Here is a 21,552-nt window from a genome sequence, read left to right on the forward strand (position 1 = left end):
ACTCGAGGATACGTGAATATGGAAATCAGGTTCAATAGAGCTGCATACGTATGCAAAGAATTAATACAAATTTTAAAAATACAAAACCACAAGTTAAGTGCTACAATTCAACAACTTAATTAATCAGCAACAAGACTTTTGAATGTTAATTAAAAGTAAAAAAACGGCCTTTTTTAGCCTGCATAACCTTTGAATACGTATGCATAACGTTGTCGAAGAAAGAATGCTAGGAGTAGTATCTTCACTGTTCCGCAACAAAACGGACATATACCTCAGCGCTTATGCAGTCATTTAAGCAAGCTGAAGGAAATACTATAAAGACTGTAAATATAAATAATAGAAATCTAGCAGCCCAACCTTACACATTAATTAAGGGCTGCTGGCCATTCAGAAGGGGAAAGATGGATGTCGCTATTTAAACCAAGCTTACTAACGTTAGCAATGGTTGCTGCCAGTACAAGTATGTACGGTTACGCAGCTGAAGCAGAAGAAGCCGCTACTGCAGATGAATCAATTGAGGTGTTAAAAGTCACCGGTATTCGTCGAAGCTTACAAGAATCTCAATCATTAAAAATGTCTTCTTCATCAATTGTTGAAGCGATTTCAGCTGAAGATATCGGTAAATTACCTGATGTCAGTATTGCAGAATCACTTGCACGTCTGCCTGGTGTATCAGCACAGCGTCTTGATGGCCGTGCTAACGTTATCTCTATTCGTGGTATGGGCCCTGACTTCACAACTGCAACATTAAATGGGCGTGAACAGGCTTCTGTTAATGACAACCGTGGTGTTGAATTCGACCAATACCCTTCTGAATTATTAAATCGTGTTGTGGTTTATAAAACGCCAGATGCATCAGTAATGGCTCAGGCTATCGGTGGTACAGTCGATATGCAAACCATTAGTCCGCTAGCACACGGCGAGCAAACATTCGCAATTGGTTTACGTGGCGAAATGAACGATCTAGGCGCATTAAATAGCGGCTCAGATGACACTGGTTACCGTGGCAGCATTTCATACATTGACCAATTTGCAGATGATACTATCGGTATTGCATTAGGTTACGCTCGTATGGTGTCACCTAACCAAGAAGAACGCTGGCAGGCTTGGGGTTACCCTGAAAATGATGCTGGTGATAGTGTGTTAGGTGGTGCTAAGCCATTTGTTCGTTCATCAGAGCTTGAGCGTGATGGTGTTCTAGCGGTATTCGAATATGCTCCAAATGATTTTTACCACACAACGGTTGATCTTTATTACTCAAAATTTACTGATGATCAGCGATTACGTGGTATTGAGATCCCAGCAGCATGGGGCGCTAATGGCGGTGTGGAAGCCACTAATACTGAAGATGGTTTGGTAACTGAAGGCATCATTCGTGGCGCTGAAGTTGTTGTTCGTAATGACGTCAATAAGCGTGATGCTGAATCTTTATCTGTAGGGTGGAATAATAAATTTTTCCTAAATGATAACTGGTCTGTTGAAGCTGATGTTGCTTTGTCAAAAGCAGAACGTACTGATATCGGTATGGAAAGCTACAGTGGTACAGGTCGTGGTACTGGTGTTGGTGCCGTTGATGATTTAGGCTTCGCCTACAATGGCAGTGGTGGTTATAACTTCACTCACAATTTAGATTACTCAGATCCAAACGTAATTAAGTTAGGCGATCCACTTGGTTGGGGTAGCCCGTTAGGCGCCAACACTCAAGATGGCTTCATTAACAAACCTGAAATTGAAGATGAATTAAAGTCGTTCCGTTTAAGTGCTGAATATGTATTTGATGATGGTGCATTCCGTAGTATTGAATTTGGTGTAAACCGTACAGATCGTGATAAAACCAAGTTAGATAAAGGTTACTACTTAACCTTAAAAGGTTATGACGGTACAGACCCAAACTATGTAATGACAGTACCTGATCAGTATTTACTGAGCCCTACTTCTCTTGATTTCTTCGGTATGGGCGACGTATTAAGCTATGATTCTCTAGCTTTTTATAACGACGGTAATTACACAGAAACTGATGTAGCAAATGTTGACTTATCTCGTGCCACTAACTCTTGGGGCGTTTACGAAGAGATTTCTACTGCTTACATTATGGCTAATATTGAAAGCGAGTTATTTGACCTACCACTAACAGGTAACTTTGGTATTCAAGCGGTACATACAGATCAAACTTCAGACGGTACTGTTGCAACAGTTGAAAACGGTGAAGTAGTCGTTACTCCACGTACGGCAGGTGACGATTATTTAGAATGGTTACCAAGCGTCAACTTAGGTTTAGAAGTTGCTGAAGGACAAATGCTTCGTTTTGCAGCTGCACGTACATTAACTCGTGCACGAATGGACAAAATGAATGCAAACGTTAACTTTAGCTACAATGAAAACCCTAATGACGGAGTAAACTGGTCTGGTGGTGCAGGTAATCCTGAACTTCGTCCATGGTTAGCTCGTCAGTACGACTTGAGTTATGAAAACTACTTCAGTGATCAAGGTTACTTTGCCATAGCAGTATTCTATAAAGATTTAGAAAACTATGTCTATGACCAACAGTCAGCATTTGATTTCAGTACTATCTTGCCGCAAAACCCAGGCGATAACCCTATTGGCATCGTAACTCAGCCACAAAATGGTGACGGCGGTTATGTACAAGGTATCGAGGCTTCTTTCTCACTAGATTTTGGCTTCTTTGCTGATGCATTAACAGGTTTTGGTACGGTTATGAGTGGTTCTTATAACGACAGTGAAGTAAAAGAAACACCAGACAGCGATCCTACTACTTTACCAGGTCTTTCTGAGAAAACATTTAATGCGACTGTGTACTACGAAAACTCTGGATTTGAAGCACGTGTTAGCTCTCGCTACCGTAGTGACTTCTTAGGTGAAGTCACCGCAATTAGTTTGACGCGTCAAAACGTGAACATCAAAGCTGAAACTGTGGTTGATGCTCAAGTGGGTTATGACTTCTCTGAAAGCGGTATTGATGCCCTTTATGGTTTATCTGTACTTTTCCAAGTGAATAACTTAACCAATGAGCCATTCACATCTTATACAGGTGAAGATGCACGTCATGTTCGTGATTATCAAAATTACGGTCGTAACTACATGCTAGGCGCTAACTATAAGTTCTAATTAAGACGCTTTTGTCTCGTTAGTAACATTGAAAGAGCCCCTGTAACCTGTTACAGGGGCTCTTTATTATTCCATAATCTGTTTATTACAACCGGCAAATAAAAGGCGATTACTATGAATAAAAATAAAATAAAAGACATTGTAATTGTTGGAGGCGGTACTTCTGGTTGGATGACCGCAGCCATGTTAATCAAACTATTTAAGGCTCAACTTAACATCACATTGATTGAGTCAGAGTCCATTGGCACCATTGGTGTCGGTGAAGCGACCATCCCTCCTCTTCAAATATTCAATAGCGTCCTTGGAATCAACGAGGCTGACTTTATTAAGCAAACCCAAGCGAGTTTTAAACTAGGAATCCAATTTGAGAATTGGAGTAAGGATAAAGACAGCTACATGCATGCTTTTGGCAATATTGGCAAGGATATTGGCTACACTCAATTTCATCATTATTGGTTAAAGTCCTCGCCTCAAAATGCTCATTCATTTTGGGATTACTCACTCAACTATCAAGCTGCTACTGAGAATAAATTTGCTCCTATAGACACAATTAAGGGCTCTCCTCTTGCTGGAATAACGCATGCGTATCATTTTGATGCATCTCTTTATGCCCAAATGCTAAGGCAATATAGTGAAAACTTATCAGTAAAACGTCTTGAAGGATTCATTAGCTCAGTACAGCTCAAGCAAGAAGGCGACATTCAATCGGTTACTCTTGAAGATGACCAGGTCATTAACGGCGATTTGTTCATTGATTGTTCCGGGTTTGCAGCACTATTGATAGCACAGCAATTAAATGTCGGTTACGAGAATTGGCAACATTGGCTGCCGTGTGATAGTGCTTACGCAGTGCCATGTGAGCGCAGTGAGCCATTAGTCCCCTACACTCGCTCAATAGCTCATAAAGCAGGATGGCAATGGCGCATACCATTACAACATCGAACCGGAAATGGGTTGGTTTATAGCAGTCAGCATATAACAGATGATGAAGCTAAATCGTTATTGCTCAACAATTTAGATGGAAAACCACTTGCTGAGCCCAAAAAGATAAGCTTTACAACAGGAAGGCGTGAAAAGCAGTGGCATAAAAACTGTGTTGCTATTGGTCTTTCCAGTGGGTTCCTTGAGCCCCTTGAATCAACCAGTTTACATTTAGTTCAGTCTGCAATAATTCGATTAACAAAGTTCTTTCCACATCAAGGTATTCAACAATCCAGCGTTGACGAATATAACCGTCAATCAAAGTTGGAGTTTGAACAGATTCGTGACTTTATCATTTTACATTATCACGTGAATCAACGAAGCAGTTCATCCAATAAAACTGACTTATGGCAACAATGTCGTGATATGCCATTACCTGCATCATTACAGCAAAAAATTGACTGTTTCAGAACAACGGGAACAGTCACTCGATATCAAGATGAACTGTTTACAGAAGCGGCTTGGATCCAGGTCTTACTTGGCCAAGGGGTGACACCAAAAGATTATAACCCACTCGCTAACAATATTAACCAAAGTGATCTCACTGAGTTTTTAAGTAATGTAAAACAGATCATTTCTGGTGCAGTTACTAATATGCCAACACATAATGACTATATTCAGCGGCTTTAAACGCTATCACCAGTAATCTCATCCCTAAATAAAATATATAAAGCAAGGTTTATAATATGACGGATCAGTTTAAATTAGCTTACCCACTACTAATAAGTTTGCTGTTTTCAGCGCCAGTTGCTTCAGAAGTATCATCATTTTCAGTTGAGCCAGAGTCATGGTGGGCTGGCATGCATAACAACCAACTCCAATTACTGGTTTATGGTGACAATATCGCCAACAAACAAATCAGACTCGCCCAAGCTAATGGGGTTAAATTAATTGACGTTCATCAATCTAGCAGCGATAACCACTTATTTGTCGATCTTGACCTAGCGAATGCCAACCCACAAACGTTAACGTTCGCCATTTATGATAACGATAAACTAGTGCAGCATTTTGATTACCCTATCCTTGCACGTGAGCCAGGATCACGTGACAGACAAGGATTTAGCAATAAAGATGTCATTTACCTGATAACACCCGATCGTTTCGTAAATGGTAACCCTGATAATGATAACCACCCAGATATGCTCGAAAAAGTTAATCGTGCAGACAAAGATGGTCGACATGGCGGCGATATTATGGGGATCCGTAAATCACTTCCTTACTTGAGCGAATTAGGTGTTACCCAGTTATGGATTAACCCGCTTTTAGAAAATAATCAGCAAAAGTATTCATATCATGGTTATTCCACCACTGACTTTTACAACATAGATCCCCGCTTTGGCAGTAACGAAGAATACAAGTCATTAGTCGAAGAAGCGAAGCAGTTCGGAATTGGAATTATTAAAGATGTTATTGTCAATCATATGGGTTCAGGACATCGCTGGATGGCAGGTTTTCCAACTTCAACTTGGATAAACGGCCAGCAACAATGGCAACAAAATCCATCTGATATCTTATATACCAGCCATCGAAGAACAACAGTACAAGACCCTTACGCATTGAAAAGTGACAGAGCCGAGTTCGAAAACGGATGGTTTACTGACACTATGCCTGACATGAATCAACATGATCAGTTTATGGCAAATTACCTGATTCAAAATAGCATTTGGTGGGTGGAATATGCCGGTTTAAGTGGGATCCGTGAAGACACCTATTCATATGCCGACAAGACATTTTTAACTCGCTGGTCAAAAGCAATTATGGATGAATATCCAAACTTTAATATTGTCGGTGAAGAATGGACTGCGAACCCGATTACAGTCAGTTACTGGCAAGCGGGAAAACAAAATGCAGATGGTTATGTCTCACATACCCCCAGCATGATGGACTTTCCGCTATATGAAGAAATGATTAAAAGCTTTACCGATAAAGAGGACTGGGGAAGCGGCTTAATCACTTTATATGAAATGCTTGCCAATGATGTGATTTATGCCAAACCGACGGATTTAGTCTTATTTGAGGGCAACCATGATACCAACCGCTTATACAGTTTGATGGGTGAAGATTTAGCGACATATAAAATGGCGATGACTTATGTAATGACAAGTAACCGTATTCCACAAATGTTTTATGGAACAGAAGTGTTAATGACTAGCCCAACCAAAGACCGAAATGATGGGTTAGTGCGCAGTGATTTCCCTGGCGGCTGGCCAACGGATAAAGCCAATGTATTTGAGCAAACAAACTTAACGCCAGATCAACTCGATGCGCTAACGTTTAATAAGACCTTATTAAACTTTCGTAAAAACTCACTTGCTATCCAACAAGGTACCCTGTCTCATTACGTGCCTAAAGACGGTGTTTACGTGCAAGTAAGACGTTATCAAAAATCTGATAAAAATGAAGATATTCTGATCATATACAACAAGAATGAAAACGCTGTTGAGCTTGATTTAAATCGATTTAGTGAAGTGCTCAGTCAGCATACCTCAGGTGTTGAACTGTTCAGTCAACATTCGTATTCATTAGATAAGCCGCTCACTTTACAAGAAAAAGGTGTCATTATCTTAAGCTTATCTAACTAAAAACAAAAATGACTGCAGCGATTAAATTATTCAACTTAACCGCAGCAATAATAAGAGATAATTATGCATACCCTATCAAGTATTAATAAACCACAACTGCGGACTTCTGTACTCGCCAGCGCACTCGTATTTTTTGCTGCAGGGTGTAGTCACTCCAACACATCGATTGATAATCACATTGCAGAATCAGAAGATAAGCTTCACGATACAGCACTACACAACACAAGTGCTTTGACTGGAAAGCCAGTCATATATCAAGTCTTCACGCGTTTATATGGTAATACCAATACAACCAATAAACCCTGGGGAACCATAGATGAAAATGGTGTCGGTAAGTTTAGTGATTTTACTGATGTTGCCTTACAAGACATAAAATCACTTGGCACCACGCACGTTTGGTACACAGGTGTGCCCCATCATGCTTTGATCAATGACTACACTGATTATGGGATCAGTAATGATGATCCTGACGTTGTAAAAGGCCGTGCAGGTTCTCCCTATGCAGTAAAAGACTATTATAACGTTAACCCTGATTTAGCTAATGATCCTGCTAATCGCTTAAATGAGTTTGAATCACTTATATTGCGCACTCACAACAATGGTATGAAAGTGGTTATCGATATCGTGCCGAATCACGTTGCAAGACGCTATGAGTCGATTGATCAATCATCTAGCTTACCTAGTCATCGTAATTTTGGCCAAAACGATGACACTAATGTTGAATACGCTAAAAATAACAACTTTTACTATATTGTAGATCAAGCATTTCAAGTGCCTGACAGTCATCAAGGAAAGCAGCCTTTAGGCGGCGAACGACATCCACTTTCAGATAAAATATTTGAAGAGAGCCCTGCTAAATGGACCGGGAATGGATCGCGATTAGCAAAGCCAGATGCGAATGATTGGTATGAAACTGTAAAAGTTAACTATGGTGTCAAACCTGACGGTAGCTATGACTTCCCTACACTTCCTGAAGGGTTCAATAAAAAGACCCTTGCTGAGCATTATTTGTTTTGGCAATCTCAACTGCCAACAGCCATACCTGATTCATGGATTAAGTTTAAAGACATCACCGAGTTTTGGTTAGCAAAAGGGGTTGATGGTTTTCGCTATGATATGGCAGAGATGGTTCCTGTAGAATTCTGGAGCTATTTGAACAGTAATATTAAACACATCAATCCAGACGCTTTTTTATTAGCCGAAGTCTATAACCCGAGTCTGTATCGTGACTATATTCACCTAGGAAAGATGGATTACCTTTATGATAAGGTCGATTTATACGACACATTAAAAGACATTATTCATGATAAAACTGCTACATCTCAAATAGCTGTTGATCAGGCAAAAGTCGCTGATATTGAAGAGCATATGCTGCACTTTTTAGAGAACCATGACGAGCAAAGGATCAATACCAATGATTTTGCTGGTAGTCCTGAAGCAGCCTTACCAGCTATGGTCGTATCGACCACGATTAGCCGTTCACCTACTCTTTTGTATTTCGGTCAAGATGTCGGTGAAAAAGGTGCTGATAACGCAGGTTTCGGTCAGGCCACACGTACTAGTATCTTTGATTATGTGGGCGTACCAGCGCATCAACGCTGGATGAACAATGGTAAATTTGATGGCGGGCAATCAACTGAAGCAGAGAAATCTCTTCGTGCTTACTACCAGACATTGTTAAATTTAAGCCATACTGCATCTGCACTCAATGGCGAATATTTTGAACTAGATACACATAACCGTGATGCATCTGTAGCAACAAAAAATGGTTACTCAGACAAGCTGTTTGCATTTAGCCGTTATGATGAAAACCAATTTATCGTTGTCATCAGCAATTTTAGTCAACAAGAAGCAACTGACTTAACGTTAAGTTTACCTAAAGCCTTGCTTAAAGCAGTAAGCTTAACTGATGGTGTTTATAAGATGACAGATTTGCTAACGACTGAAGAACAGACTGAGATGACGGTTAATCAAGATATTGGCACAATATCGATAACGCTAAAACCATTACAATCTAGTGTGTTAATGATTGAACTATAACGTCTTTCGTCATTAATCGTATAAGCCAGATAGCCATGTTATCTGGCTTTTTATTTACATTTATTACAACGACTTATTTATATAACTCAACTTCAACAACGGTAATACTCAGCTCGGCAGTTAACTCAGTCAACAATAGCTTGCTTAACTGCGCTGCTGCACTGTATAAGCCACTATTATCATTATCTATAACCAAGGTTAAAAACCGTTCACTCCAAGGTAAAAGATGTTGGCTCAGTAGCACCTCTGTTCGACTTGTCCCCTCTTCACCTTGGCTAGATGCTGAGCCTGAGACACTATCAAGCTCTAAACAATGCACCAAAGCAACTAACATCAGGCTAAAGTGATCTGTCGGTTCATTATGTTCAAGATTAAAATTAAGATCTTGGAGCTTACAAAAGTCCATAAAGGCAAGCGTTGTATGGTCAAATAAACGATTTTGTTTATTTAAATAGACTGACCCCCAAGGATACGCTAACTTGCCCTTCGGCCTCACAAATAAGGCATTAAAATCTTGTTTAAGCGCTAATAATGGCAGTTGTGATGCTAGCTGTTTAATTTCATCTATTTTTAATAAAGCTAGATCTTGCAAATTCGTTTTATTTGTTATGAATATTGATGTATCGAGTTCAGATAAGGTATTTTTAAATTCTTCATCAGGATTTCGATAAAAAATTTCAGCTAAAATATTAAACATTAACGCTATAGATTTAACGTTATCTGAATTACTCATGTTTATTCCTTATTATTTAATTTACACCATATTATTTCAGGTTATTATTAATATCTGTGATGCATTTCCAGTTATAAAAAGTAATAGCGATGATTTGTAAGCACAGTGATTTAGATCATTATTCAATGCTTAAAAAATTCGTATGATGTTTCAATGCGGTTTATTAATAATAGGTAAACTATGTTAGTCATGAGCTTTAAAGAAAGATGGCGAGCAGCCGAATTGGCCAGTGCTATCGAAAACACCTTAAAGAATGAAGCTGTGTGGTTAGCATCATCTAACCCAGCAAAATCGATAGATGCTATCAGCAGAAAGCTTTCAAGTATGGTAATTAATGACTTCAGACGTGTGGAAACCTTTCCTGAAACCTTAACGGAGTCTGAATTATTAAGCGCTTTTTTTAACGGCTTCAGCGTAGTAATTAATAAAAGTATTAATCAAGAAACCATTACAAAAACCGACTACTCTATCATTGCTTTAGCGAGAGGTTTTGCATTGGATATTGATTTATCCCATGAACAAGCATTATTAGATCAAGCAAGCTCAGTTATTCAAGTTGCAAATAACTGGGATAAGCATATCAGAAATTTAAATCAAAGACGTAATACTCGATTTACTGTGTAATGATTTTTAAAGCTAGTGTATAAATAAACATTAAAAACTTTGTTACCTAGATAACAAATCTTTATTTATTATTTTTACGTCTAAAAAAACTATAGTTTAGTATTAAAAAAGCCTGTTAAATTAACAGGCTTTTACATAACAGCATTTCATTTTGAGCTTTAAAAAGGACATTAATATTTTAAATGCTCTTAATATTAACGCTTTGCCAGTCACTAACCTCTTAATTTAATAAAGACTGTACTTGGGGCCGTACCTAAATCTTGGTGACCATCACCTGACATACTCGCACCAGGTAACGCTAACGCCTCACTGAGATCCATCACATCTAGAACCTGTACAGGACATCCCGTTACACAGAAAGGTTTTTCACCGACATCAAGCCTATCTTTGCACATATCACATTTGGTTAGCACACCTCGACTTGGGTCGATCTTAGGCGCATCATAAGGACACGCATAATGGCAAACACCGCAACCAATACAAGTAGATTCATCTATGTATACAATGCCATCATCTCGTTGGATCATCGCACCTTGTGGACATTTCTCGACACAAACCGGTGACTCACAATGGTGACAAGACTGAGATAAAAATACCGAGACTTCTCTACCTTCACTATTTATTTTTTCGCCTTGGCTAATATCGCGCAAAGTAACGAACTCATTGACGTCGTTACCTGCTTGGCAAGCGACGGTACATGCTTCACAGCCGACACAGTTTTCTTGGCGAAATACAAAACATTTTTGTTCAGACATTTGTTTATTCCTTAATGTAATGGATTACGCCAAAGCGATATCAACACGAGTTGAGTGGAAAGTTGAACCAAAGTTCATATCGGTTAATTCACTATTGGTAAGCTGATTAATAGCAGTGCCACTGCCGTTTTCATTGAGTTTTTTCCATGCATTTTTCCAAGCAAAAATTGTTCCTACTGGTGTCATAGCTTCAACTCTTGCAGTGTATTGAATCACCACATCACGCTGACCATAACGACTCGCCGTTAACTTAACTTGGTCGCCATCACTGATCCCTTTGCGCATAGCATCATCGGGGTGAATATAAACCCTATGCTGCGGGAAAGTGCCTTCAATATATTTAACGTTTGCCCATTGCGAATTACTCAGCTTGGGATGCGCTGGAGAAAGTAAACGGAATTCACGTGATTTTTCATCATCTGTCATGCCTTTGGTGGCAAAGTCATCTGACTCTGGCGTACCAGTATCGATAACAGGATTGAATTTTTCAGGATCGAAATAAGTACCACTGGTGTCTTTAAATTCAATTTTTCCGCTAGGCGTTGGGAAGTCATAATTTTTACGGAATGGGTAATCAACCACTGGGCTATCCCAATTTTGAACACAGAGTTCATCGTAGCTAATGTTGCCCTTCCACGTACCACGTAAAATATCCTCAATACTTTCACTAAACTCAGGGTCGCTGTAACCCATGGCTTTTGCTAAATCTTGGAAAATAATGGTATCTGGTTTTGATTGATATAACGGGCTAATCGCTTGGGTGCTGTGTTTAGCATAATAACAGTGGTAACTATCAATCATATTAGCTTGCTCAATGTAACTTGAGGTTGGCAGTAAATAATCAACGTAGTCCATGGTATCGGTTTGGAATAGATCAATCCCGACTAAAAATAAGTCATCCCGCATTAACCCAATTTCAATTAAATCAGCATCAGGAGCAATAGCCATCGGGTTACTTGAATATACAATCATCGCTTTAATCGGATCGCATGGTTCATCAAACGCTAATGGGCCGACTTGACCATCTTCATGCTGATAATCTTCTGGCAGAAGTGATTTACCAATTTCACTAATATTGACAGTATCTCTTACTGCATCTTCTGGTGTTAAATGATTACCGCCACAATATGCCCAGTCAAACATTCCACCTGCTTGAGTGTTCAGATACACAACGCCTGCACCGACTTTACCAATATTACCTGTTAAAGCGGCTAATGTTGGAATAGCTTTTACCATACGTCCACCATTTAGTGTACGTTGTAAGCCATAACCAATACGGATCATTGCACATTCAGCGCCAGCATAAGCTCTTGCAAAAGACTGATACTGTGACTTGCTCACCCCTGTTTCAGCTTCAATTTGCTCATGGGTAAATTCTTCTAATCTTGCCAATAACGCATCATAGTCTTGGGTATACGATTCAATAAACCCAGTATCATGCAAGCTTTCTTCAATCAATATCTTAGCAATACCAATAACCAAGGTTGCATCTGTCCCAGGTGTCGGTTGTAACCAGATATCGGCCTGTGATGCTAGCGGCGTTCTTGCTGGGTTAACTACCAGTACTTTTGCCCCTTTATCACGCGCTTCATTGATAAATTTTAAGTGATGAATATTGGTCGCTTGTTCGTTTGTTCCCCACGACACAAAACACTTGGTATTGACGTAATCTTCTGGGCTCGGACCGGAGAACTCGCCTAAAATTGAGCTCATGCCAGAATAACCCGCACTAGCACAGATGTTTCGTTGTAAATTACGACTCGCAATTCGGTTAAAGAAACGGTTAGCACCAGAACTAGCACCAATGCCGCTGTAGCCTGAATAGAAATAAGGCACAATGGCATTACCAGAATAGGTATCAATAACTTCATTTAATTTTGCAGCAATTTCGCTATTAGCTTGTTCCCAACTAATTGGCTCGAAGGTTGCGCCAGGACCACGTGGACCTACGCGTTTCATTGGTTGCTGTATGCGGTCAGGACTGTATATAGATTCGAGATACGCATGGCCTTTTACACATGGCGTACCTGCAGTCACAGGATGCGACGGATCGCCACTAACAGAAACGGCAACCCCATCTTTAGTTGAAACTAGCAGGCTACATCTATCACCACAGTTTCTTGGACATGTTGTATGAAAAACACCGTCGGGTTCAGGTGTTGGCGGCTCTGTTACAGGTGGTTCTGTTGTATTGTCATCATCGCTACTAGAACACCCCATGATACTCGCAGAAAATGCAAAAGCACTACTGCCTTTTAAAAAACTACGTCTATTCATTGCCATCATTTAATCCTTATTGTTATTCAAAAAAACCATAGCAAATAACCGTGTTTTGTTAACAAAAAAAGATTAAAAAATATAATCTGTTCAAACATTTAGAAAATCATTTAACGCTATCACAGTTTCATCTTTTGGATATCAAGTTTTCACATATCAAAAGTGATTGTTAGTAAACATCTCATTAAAAATTTAAAGCTGTAAAAATAAAAACAAATGTATCAGCGCGATCAATATTTACATTGTCACTATCAAACATTCACTGTTACATCCAGTTATTTTCCTAAAAAGTGCTAACTATGACTTACCAAAATTTATCACTCAGCAAAGTGTACTTAAAAACAACAAATTCTAATTTTTGAAAGCAGCATTGAGAATTTTTGGTTTGAATACGTATGCAGTCAATTGCGGCAAAAATATGAACAGCTCTAGTATGAAGTAACAAAAATAATTAAATCTATAATGGAGTTGTTAATGTCGCCGGTTTCAAGGAAGTCTCAACCTAATGTCTCGCTGTTACCCAAAAGAAATTTAGCTCGTCTACCGCTATTAATTAGTCTTGTTTTGCTTGGCACCCACCAACCGACCCTTGCAAAAACAGTAACCGTAAATTCTCCTGATAAGCGTATTTCAGTTAGCTTGACCGATGACGGTGACAGACCGGAATATAAAGTAACTTTTAACGGTAAAGATGCCGTACTTAATTCAAGACTTGGATTAGTTTTTGAAACATTTGGTGAATTTGGTAGCGGTTTTGATATTACAGAGTACAGTAAGTCAACGCACTCTTCTCGATGGCAACAACCTTGGGGCGAGCGTGAATGGATAGACGACAACCATAGTAAGCTGACAGCGACTTTTTCTAATGGTCGGCATCAATTTGCACTGGAGTTCAAAGTATTCGATGACGGTATCGGATTTAGATATCTCGTCCCGAAGCAAGCGTCATTTAATAAAGTGACTCACCTTAATATCACCAATGAGCTGACAGAATTTTCCGTTCCTGATGCGCATCAAGCAACAGCGTGGTGGATCCCTGGCCGAGGCTGGAACCGTTATGAGTATTTATATCAAACAACATCGGTTAACAAAGTCGACCGTGCCCACACACCTTTCACTTACAAATTAACTTCAGGGCTTCACTTAAGTATTCATGAAGCGGCTCTAACAGATTACGCAGCGATGGTGTTAGATCAGCGCCGAGATGGCACGCTTAAAGCAGATCTCACCCCTTGGTCCGATGGCACCTTAGTCAAAACTCAACCTGGTTTCACTACCCCTTGGCGCACTATTCAAATTGCTGATGCAGCAACTGGACTTCTCAATTCAGATTTAATCCTTAACCTGAATGAACCGAACAAACTCGGTGATGTTTCATGGGTTGAACCTGGTAAATACGTCGGTATTTGGTGGGGGATGCACATTAATGAAAACACATGGGGTTCTGGCGAAAAACACGGTGCAACCACCTCAGAAACGAAACGTTATATGGATTTTGCAGCTAAGTACGGTTTTGATGGTGTTCTCGTTGAAGGCTGGAATCTTGGTTGGGATGGAAGCTGGTTCCATAACGGTGATGTATTCAGTTTTACTCAGTCTTATGATGATTTTGATATTGATGCTGTCAGTGCACATGGAGCAAACAACAATGTGCGTTTAATTGGCCATCATGAAACTTCAGGTTCTGTGACCAACTACCGCAATCAAATGAGTGACGCTTATGATTTATATAAGCAACACGGCGTAACACAAATCAAAACAGGTTATGTTGCTGATGGTGGCGACATTAAGCGAGTCGACTCGCAAGGTATTGTTCGCCATGAATGGCATGATGGTCAATTTATGGTTAATGAGTATCTTCATAGCATTACAGAAGCTGCTAAACGTCAAATTAGCATTAATACTCACGAGCCAATAAAAGACACTGGTTTAAGACGAACCTACCCTAACTGGATTTCTCGTGAAGGCGCTCGCGGTCAAGAATTTAATGCATGGGGAACGCCTCCTAACAGTCCAGAGCATACCGCAATATTGCCATATACACGCATGCTATCAGGACCGATGGACTTCACTCCGGGTATTTTTAATCTTGCCCCTGAGGGACTTGATGCCGTTAACCGCGTCCAAACAACCCTCGCAAAGCAACTGGCTTTGTATGTTGTACTGTACAGTCCAATTCAAATGGCAGCTGATTTACCAAGAAATTACGTTGAACGATTAGATGCATTTCAATTCATTCAAGATGTACCAACGGATTGGAGCGAGAGTATTGCGGTCGCTGGCGAGATTGGCGATTTTGTTGCCTTTGCACGAAAAGACCGCGCTTCAGAGGATTGGTATTTAGGCGCGCTAACCGACGAATCTGAGCGGGAGTTAACAATCAAGTTAGACTTTTTATCAGCTGATAAATCCTATCAAGCACAAATATATCGTGATGGAGCCGAAGCTGATTGGAAGACCAATCCATACGACTATGTTATTGAAAACAAGCAAGTGACAGCGAAAGATACCTTAACATTAGCCCTTGCCACCAGCGGCGGTGTAGCGATTCGTTTTATCCCAGTCGATTAACACTCAACTTTAAGTCTCCCCCCAAAAACCTGATGCGCAAAGTGATTGTTGCCATCAGGTTTTTCTTCATTTACATTGCCTTAGCTCACAATAAAAACAACACCAAAGACGCCATGATATTTAAGAATACACCCCACAATCTTGTTACAAATATGATCAGTTTTCGTTGTGCATAAATGATGAATACGTATGTAATTAGTTGTGCCAAAATCCACCACAAGGCTAATATAAAACCTGCTAAATTTCTTCCTCTGCTTGTGGGGATGAAATGGGCTAGGTCGTTACTGGCGCATCACCTTCATCGGATTGTGTCAGGTTTAAGAACCTTTCTAACTTCTTTATCAATCGAAGTCAGAATACGAGGTCTTTGGCGAATACCCGTCTTAGGGAGATGTGTATTCGCCATTTTTTTAACTATCGTCTATTCAAGCCGAAATGAATACCTAGCAAAATAACAAGTAACAATAAGAATTCAGCCATGATGCTGAACAGCCCATTTATAATGGAAGATAAAGGAAGATACATGTCTGCCGATAATACATCGCATCAGGGTACACCGAATAAACAACCGCTACGTCAGCAACCAGAATTAAACTTCTGGCAAATTTTCAATATGTGTTTTGGATTTTTGGGGATCCAATTTGGCTTTGCACTTCAAAACGCCAATGTCAGCCGTATATTTCAAACGCTAGGCGCTGAGATTGATGAAATTCCAATCTTATGGATTGCTGCTCCGTTAACAGGACTTATCGTTCAGCCAATTATTGGCTACTTAAGTGATAATACATGGAATGGACTGGGTCGCCGTCGCCCTTATTTTTTAATTGGCGCAGTTTGTACCACACTCGCATTATTTATCATGCCGCATTCTCCAGTTTTATGGGTAGCAGCGGGCATGCTTTGGATCATGGATGCCTCAATTAACATTGCCATGGAGCCATTTCGTGCATTTGTTGGAGATAACCTACCGAAGTCTCAGCGTACTCAAGGCTATGCGATGCAAAGCTTCTTTATTGGAATCGGCGCCGTTGTAGCGTCAGCCTTGCCGTATTTATTAACCAACTATTTTGATGTGGCGAATACTGCTCCTGAAGGCGAAATTGCCGACTCGGTTCGTTACGCATTTTATTTTGGTGGCGCCGTTTTGTTCCTCGCGGTTGGATGGACCATCGTAACCTCTAAAGAATATTCACCTGAAGAACTGGCCTCTTTTCATCAAGAAAATGATGAAGAATTAATAGCTGAAAACAATAGTGATAGCCGCTCTAGAACAGCTAAGCAATATCAATTTGCTTCTATGCTTTGGATGGCGATTGGTGGTGGTTTAACAGGTTTAGTTTTTGGCCTTTCGTTAGATAAGCAGCTTTATATATTAACCATCGGTATTTTTGTATTTGGCCCTTTGCAATTTTACTGCGCCAAAGCCCTCGCAAAAGTTAATCCAAATGACATAGCTGAGCGCGAAAGTCTAGGCATGGTATTTAACGTAGTTGATAATTTATTCCATATGCCAAAAGCCATGCACCAACTGGCCATCGTACAATTCTTTTCATGGTTTGCCTTATTCGCGATGTGGATTTATACCACTTCAGCAGTCACCTCTTACCATTATGGTACCAGTGATGTACTGACCAAAGCCTACAATGATGGCGCAGATTGGGTCGGTATGCTATTCGCTTCATATAATGGTTTTGCTGCTGTTGCTGCGATTGCAATACCGTTTCTAGCAAAAGCAGTCGGAATAAGATTCACACATACCATCAATTTAACATTGGGTGGTATTGGGCTTATCAGCTTTTATTTCATTAGCAATCCTGCCCTACTTTGGATACCTATGATTGGAGTCGGCATCGCGTGGGCGTCAATCTTATCAGTACCGTACGCAATGCTATCTGGGATCTTACCACCTAAGAAAATGGGGGTGTTTATGGGAATATTTAACTTTTTCATTGTTATCCCTCAATTGCTTGCGGCCAGTGTTTTAGGCGTAATTCTTAATACATTATTTGATGGAGAGCCAATCTTTGCATTAATGACTGGCGGTGTGTTTATGATTATTGCGGGTATCGCAGTGTTGTTTGTTGACCAACCAAAACAATAACTTATTGAGTCATATTTCTGATTATTCAAATTATAAAACGTTTCGTGACTATACGCGGATCTTGATTGGGGAAAGTTACACATGATGGGTAAAAGCATTAACAGTTATAAAAAAACTACACTGGCAAGTGCGATCAATATTGCAATGATTGGTGCCTCTATTTTCGCTTTATCGGCTTGTTCAGAAACAACAGCCAATAAAGATGTTCCAGCATCAACAGACACCAGTTCAGTAGTGACTCAAGTGCAAATAGCACCGGGCGCGCCAGGTGCTGCGCCTACATGGGCTTTTTCTGGTAAGACAGGTATCGGTACATCTTATGAGCCTTACATTGACGGTCAGTACCAAGGAACAGCTGAGAACCCTGTCAGTAAAGTGTGGTTTTCACTCGCACAAGGGATCTTAACCGAAACCATGTATGGCATGATCCACAATGCACAACTAAAAGAAATGCAATTTATCATCACTGGTGAAGGGTTTGTCGATACAGAAAAAGATGACACGATCAGCACCATCGAATACCTACATCAGGATGAACAAGGTCGCCCACTTTCATTGGCATACAAAGTCATTAATAAAGCTAAAAACGGTCAATATCAGATAGAAAAACATTTTTTCACTGATCCAAACCGTGACAGTATGATGATGAAGGTTATTTTTACTGCTTTTGCTGATGGAATAACCCCTCATTTATACGCTAACCCGCATGTGGATAATAGCGGTGCTAACGATATTGCGAGTATTGAAGAGCAAGCACTTGTTGCTTACACCAATGCTAAAGACTCATCTGTGATGACGATTAAATCCGATGTAGCCTTTACAAAAGCTTCAGCAGGATTTGTTGGTCAGTCAGACGGCTTAGTGGATTTGGCAGATAATGGCGTACTGGACAACATCTATCAATCTACCAGTAAAGCAACAGAAACTGTCGGTAACGTTGCGTTAACTGCTCAGTACAAGACGCTCAACAAAGCCACTGGTGAAAACACCTTAGAAATGAATGTGGCTATTGGTTTTGGTGCAGACAAAGCCCAAAGCTTAGCTAATGTTGAAGCCACGCTTTCTGCAGGTTACGACAAAGTATTAAGTGCTTATTTAGGTGATGATAAACACCTTGGCTGGAAAGACTACTTAACTGGTTTACCCGCACTTAATGCCATGAGCAGCAATACTACTGATGATGGCAAATTACTTTATACCAGTGCGTTAGTGCTAAAAGCGCAAGAAGATAAAACCCATGCCGGAGCATTAATTGCTTCGCTATCAAACCCATGGGGTGACTCAGTCTCAGCTAAATTCGGTAGTACAGGCTATAAAGCAGTTTGGCCACGTGACTTTTATCAATGTGCAATGGCCTTTCTTGCTATGGGCGATCTTGAAACGCCAAAAGTGGCTTTTGAATACTTGAAAAAAGTGCAAGTTAGTCAGCAAACGCCTGAATATGTTGGCACGCCTGGTTGGTTCTTACAAAAAACGCATGTTGACGGTCAAATTGAATGGGTGGGCGTGCAGTTAGACCAAACAGCTATGCCAATTATGTTGGGGTGGAAGTTATGGCAAGCTGGCGTATTAACTGATGCTGAAATCACTCAGTGGTACCAAGACATGTTAAAACCCGCTGCAGACTTTTTAGTCACTGGCGGTAAAGTTAAATTAGACTGGAACGATACTGAAATAACCCCGCCAAGTACCCAACAAGAGCGCTGGGAAGAACAAGCGGGATTCTCACCTTCGACAACTGCAGCAGTCATTGCAGGATTAGTGGCAGCCAGTGATATTGCCCAACTAGTTAACGATAAAAAAGCAGGCGAATATCTAACGTTAGCCAAAGAACTAGAAGCAAGCCTTGAAACCACTATGGTGACTAACAATGGCGAACTTGCCAAAGAAGGTAAACCTTACTATGTGCGTATCAGTCCAAACGGAAACCCAAATAATGCTGATAAATTACTGGATAATAATGGTAAGCCAGGGTTAGATCAGCGCCAGATTCTAGACGGCGGTTTTCTTGAATTAGTTCGTTACGGTGTTAAGGATGCTACAGATGGTATCATTCAGAACAGCGTCATGCTGATTGACGATACAACTCTTGAGCATAATCTACGTGTTAAATATGAATTTACTGCCAAAGATGGCAGCAAAATTCCAGGTTACCGTCGATATGGTAATGATGGTTATGGCGAAGATATCACAACTGGTTTCAGCTATGCTGAGCAAGGTAATACCGCCGATCAACGAGGCAGAGTATGGCCATTCTTTACCGGTGAACGTGGTCATTATGAGTTGGCACTTGCCAAATCGACCGATAGTTTAACGCCAGAAGTCCACCAGCAATTAATTAATACCTACGTTCAAGGTATGGAAACATTTGCTAATGAAGGCTTAATGTTGCCAGAACAAGCTTGGGATGGTGTTGGTAATCCAACTCGTTATAACTACGCGATGGGTCAAGGCACTAACTCAGCAACACCACTTGCGTGGACACATGCTGAATACGTTAAGTTAGTACGCTCGATGACTGATAAGGCAGTATGGGATTTCTATCCTGTTGTTGCGGATAAACTGGCTGAATAACTTGTAGATTTAGATAGTTGGCTTGCTTTTAAAGCATATTATTAACTATCGCTAAAAGAGTGAGTTATTGAATTCAGAAAATTAACAATCTTCTGTTCAACACCTACAAATCGAAAAATGCCACTCAATGAGTGGCATTTTTATTTTGGAGTTTGCTAAAACAAATCTAGCGAATGCCTAAGCGTTTTGTCGTTTATTATCCTTGCTTTAGTTTAGCAAATAACGAAAATATCGATACGGCAATGGCACCGGCAATCAAACCAAAAATCGCATTGAGTATGCTTGGAGTTATAAATGCCAGTATATAGCCCACATATTCGACTTCAGCAATCCATAGCGCTGTTTGTGTAATTAAACCGCTAACTTGATGAATACCATGTGTCAGAATACCTCCACCTACCATGAACATTGCTATCGTGCCGACAATTGTGAGTCCTTTCATTAAGTACGGTGCAGAGGTTAATAAACCAAAACCAAGCTTATGCCAAAAAGCAACTAAGGCCCCTTTGCCTTGTCGTTTTGTTAAGTACAACCCTAAATCATCAATCTTAACAATGCCTGCTACCAATCCATAAACGCCAACAGTCATAATAATCGCAATGACACTTAAGGTTAAAAACTGACTTAACAAACTGCTTTGAGCCACAACACCCAAGCTAATCGCAATGATCTCTGCTGATAATACAAAATCAGTTCTAATTGCCCCCTTCACTTTTGTCTTTTCAAAAGCCGCAATATCTTCTACTGATTTTTCAACAACAGCCTGCTCTGACAAGTCAGTTTGCCGATCTTTACGATGAACATACCAGTGATGAACTTTTTCAAATCCTTCAAAGCATAAAAATAACCCACCAAACATGAGCAGCGGTGTTATTGCCCAAGGAATAAAAGCACTGATTAATAAAGCAGCTGGAACAAGAATTAATTTATTGAGAAAAGAGCCCTTAGCAACGGCCCAAACAACAGGTAATTCACGTTCAGAGGCAACACCTGATACTTGTTGAGCATTTAGCGCTAAATCATCTCCCAACACACCTGCTGTTTTTCTGGCAGCAACTTTACTCATAGCAGCAACATCATCCAAAATTGCAGCAATGTCATCCAATAACATTAATAAACTTGCGCCAGCCATATCTCGTCCTTGTTTGTCGTCAATGTTCTTGTTTTGACTAATCGGGTTGCGATTAA

At 40.2% G+C, this 21,552-nt stretch carries 12 protein-coding genes; 8 read left to right on the forward strand and 4 right to left on the reverse strand.

The window, feature by feature from the left end; all coding sequences use genetic code 11:
- Positions 1–405: 405 nt before the first annotated feature.
- The 4 genes from J8L86_RS03785 to J8L86_RS03800 all read left to right on the forward strand — a co-directional run bounded on the left by J8L86_RS03785 (position 406) and on the right by J8L86_RS03800 (position 8,729).
- Positions 406–3,126: a TonB-dependent receptor gene (locus J8L86_RS03785; protein ID WP_211028786.1), complete on the forward strand. Its 2,721-nt coding sequence runs from the start codon at positions 406–408 to the stop codon at positions 3,124–3,126.
- 114 nt (positions 3,127–3,240) lie between these two features.
- Positions 3,241–4,737, forward strand: coding sequence for a tryptophan halogenase family protein (locus tag J8L86_RS03790; protein ID WP_211028788.1), 1,497 nt, complete (start codon positions 3,241–3,243; stop codon positions 4,735–4,737).
- A 56-nt stretch (positions 4,738–4,793) separates the two neighbouring features.
- Entirely contained in the window at positions 4,794–6,689 is a 1,896-nt protein-coding gene (locus tag J8L86_RS03795) for a glycoside hydrolase family 13 protein (protein ID WP_211028790.1), read from the forward strand.
- A gap of 63 nt (positions 6,690–6,752) precedes the next feature.
- Positions 6,753–8,729: an alpha-amylase family glycosyl hydrolase gene (locus tag J8L86_RS03800; protein ID WP_211028792.1), complete on the forward strand. Its 1,977-nt coding sequence runs from the start codon at positions 6,753–6,755 to the stop codon at positions 8,727–8,729.
- A gap of 73 nt (positions 8,730–8,802) precedes the next feature.
- Here the strand turns inward: J8L86_RS03800 and J8L86_RS03805 are convergent, their stop codons facing one another.
- Positions 8,803–9,462 carry a molecular chaperone TorD family protein gene (locus J8L86_RS03805; protein WP_065107989.1) on the reverse strand — a complete coding sequence of 220 codons (660 nt, stop codon included), beginning with the start codon at positions 9,460–9,462 and terminating at the stop codon, positions 8,803–8,805.
- Between the two features lie 180 nt (positions 9,463–9,642).
- Between J8L86_RS03805 and J8L86_RS03810 the strand changes: the two genes are divergently transcribed.
- Positions 9,643–10,086 (forward strand): hypothetical protein, encoded by a 444-nt coding sequence (locus tag J8L86_RS03810; RefSeq protein WP_065107988.1) that lies wholly within the window; start codon positions 9,643–9,645, stop codon positions 10,084–10,086.
- Between the two features lie 212 nt (positions 10,087–10,298).
- Here the strand turns inward: J8L86_RS03810 and J8L86_RS03815 are convergent, their stop codons facing one another.
- Together J8L86_RS03815 and J8L86_RS03820 are read right to left on the reverse strand one after the other, a co-directional pair.
- On the reverse strand, positions 10,299–10,841 hold the full coding sequence (locus J8L86_RS03815; protein ID WP_065107987.1) for a 4Fe-4S dicluster domain-containing protein: 543 nt from the start codon (positions 10,839–10,841) through the stop codon (positions 10,299–10,301).
- 24 nt (positions 10,842–10,865) lie between these two features.
- Positions 10,866–13,124 carry a molybdopterin-dependent oxidoreductase gene (locus J8L86_RS03820; protein WP_211028794.1) on the reverse strand — a complete coding sequence of 753 codons (2,259 nt, stop codon included), beginning with the start codon at positions 13,122–13,124 and terminating at the stop codon, positions 10,866–10,868.
- Between the two features lie 468 nt (positions 13,125–13,592).
- Here J8L86_RS03820 and J8L86_RS03825 point away from each other — a divergent pair, with 468 nt between their 5' ends.
- The 3 genes from J8L86_RS03825 to J8L86_RS03835 all read left to right on the forward strand — a co-directional run bounded on the left by J8L86_RS03825 (position 13,593) and on the right by J8L86_RS03835 (position 20,364).
- Complete coding sequence (locus J8L86_RS03825) at positions 13,593–15,689, forward strand: glycoside hydrolase family 97 protein (RefSeq protein WP_247663184.1); 2,097 nt, start codon at positions 13,593–13,595, stop codon at positions 15,687–15,689.
- A gap of 523 nt (positions 15,690–16,212) precedes the next feature.
- Complete coding sequence (locus J8L86_RS03830) at positions 16,213–17,790, forward strand: MFS transporter (RefSeq protein WP_247663185.1); 1,578 nt, start codon at positions 16,213–16,215, stop codon at positions 17,788–17,790.
- A gap of 81 nt (positions 17,791–17,871) precedes the next feature.
- Complete coding sequence (locus J8L86_RS03835; RefSeq protein WP_211028797.1) at positions 17,872–20,364, forward strand: glycoside hydrolase family 15 protein; 2,493 nt, start codon at positions 17,872–17,874, stop codon at positions 20,362–20,364.
- 196 nt (positions 20,365–20,560) lie between these two features.
- Here J8L86_RS03835 and J8L86_RS03840 read toward each other — a convergent pair whose 3' ends face one another.
- The gene (locus J8L86_RS03840; RefSeq protein WP_211028798.1) at positions 20,561–21,496 is read right to left on the reverse strand and encodes a DUF808 domain-containing protein; all 936 of its coding nucleotides are present in this window, start codon (positions 21,494–21,496) and stop codon (positions 20,561–20,563) included.
- Between the last annotated feature and the right edge of the window lie 56 nt (positions 21,497–21,552).

The organism is Shewanella sp. MMG014, assembly GCF_018100775.1.
In the GTDB taxonomy this organism is placed as follows: Bacteria; Pseudomonadota; Gammaproteobacteria; order Enterobacterales; family Shewanellaceae; genus Shewanella; species Shewanella japonica.

What these genes read in the sequence shown, in the direction of transcription:
- J8L86_RS03805 (WP_065107989.1), bottom strand. Translation starts at nt 9,462, where the DNA reads ATGAGTAATTCAGATAACGTTAAATCTATAGCGTTAATGTTTAATATT.
- J8L86_RS03840 (WP_211028798.1), bottom strand. Translation starts at nt 21,496, where the DNA reads ATGGCTGGCGCAAGTTTATTAATGTTATTGGATGACATTGCTGCAATT.
- J8L86_RS03795 (WP_211028790.1), top strand. Translation starts at nt 4,794, where the DNA reads ATGACGGATCAGTTTAAATTAGCTTACCCACTACTAATAAGTTTGCTG.
- J8L86_RS03790 (WP_211028788.1), top strand. Translation starts at nt 3,241, where the DNA reads ATGAATAAAAATAAAATAAAAGACATTGTAATTGTTGGAGGCGGTACT.
- J8L86_RS03785 (WP_211028786.1), top strand. Translation starts at nt 406, where the DNA reads ATGTCGCTATTTAAACCAAGCTTACTAACGTTAGCAATGGTTGCTGCC.
- J8L86_RS03800 (WP_211028792.1), top strand. Translation starts at nt 6,753, where the DNA reads ATGCATACCCTATCAAGTATTAATAAACCACAACTGCGGACTTCTGTA.
- J8L86_RS03825 (WP_247663184.1), top strand. Translation starts at nt 13,593, where the DNA reads ATGTCGCCGGTTTCAAGGAAGTCTCAACCTAATGTCTCGCTGTTACCC.
- J8L86_RS03815 (WP_065107987.1), bottom strand. Translation starts at nt 10,841, where the DNA reads ATGTCTGAACAAAAATGTTTTGTATTTCGCCAAGAAAACTGTGTCGGC.
- J8L86_RS03830 (WP_247663185.1), top strand. Translation starts at nt 16,213, where the DNA reads ATGTCTGCCGATAATACATCGCATCAGGGTACACCGAATAAACAACCG.
- J8L86_RS03835 (WP_211028797.1), top strand. Translation starts at nt 17,872, where the DNA reads ATGATGGGTAAAAGCATTAACAGTTATAAAAAAACTACACTGGCAAGT.
- J8L86_RS03820 (WP_211028794.1), bottom strand. Translation starts at nt 13,124, where the DNA reads ATGGCAATGAATAGACGTAGTTTTTTAAAAGGCAGTAGTGCTTTTGCA.
- J8L86_RS03810 (WP_065107988.1), top strand. Translation starts at nt 9,643, where the DNA reads ATGTTAGTCATGAGCTTTAAAGAAAGATGGCGAGCAGCCGAATTGGCC.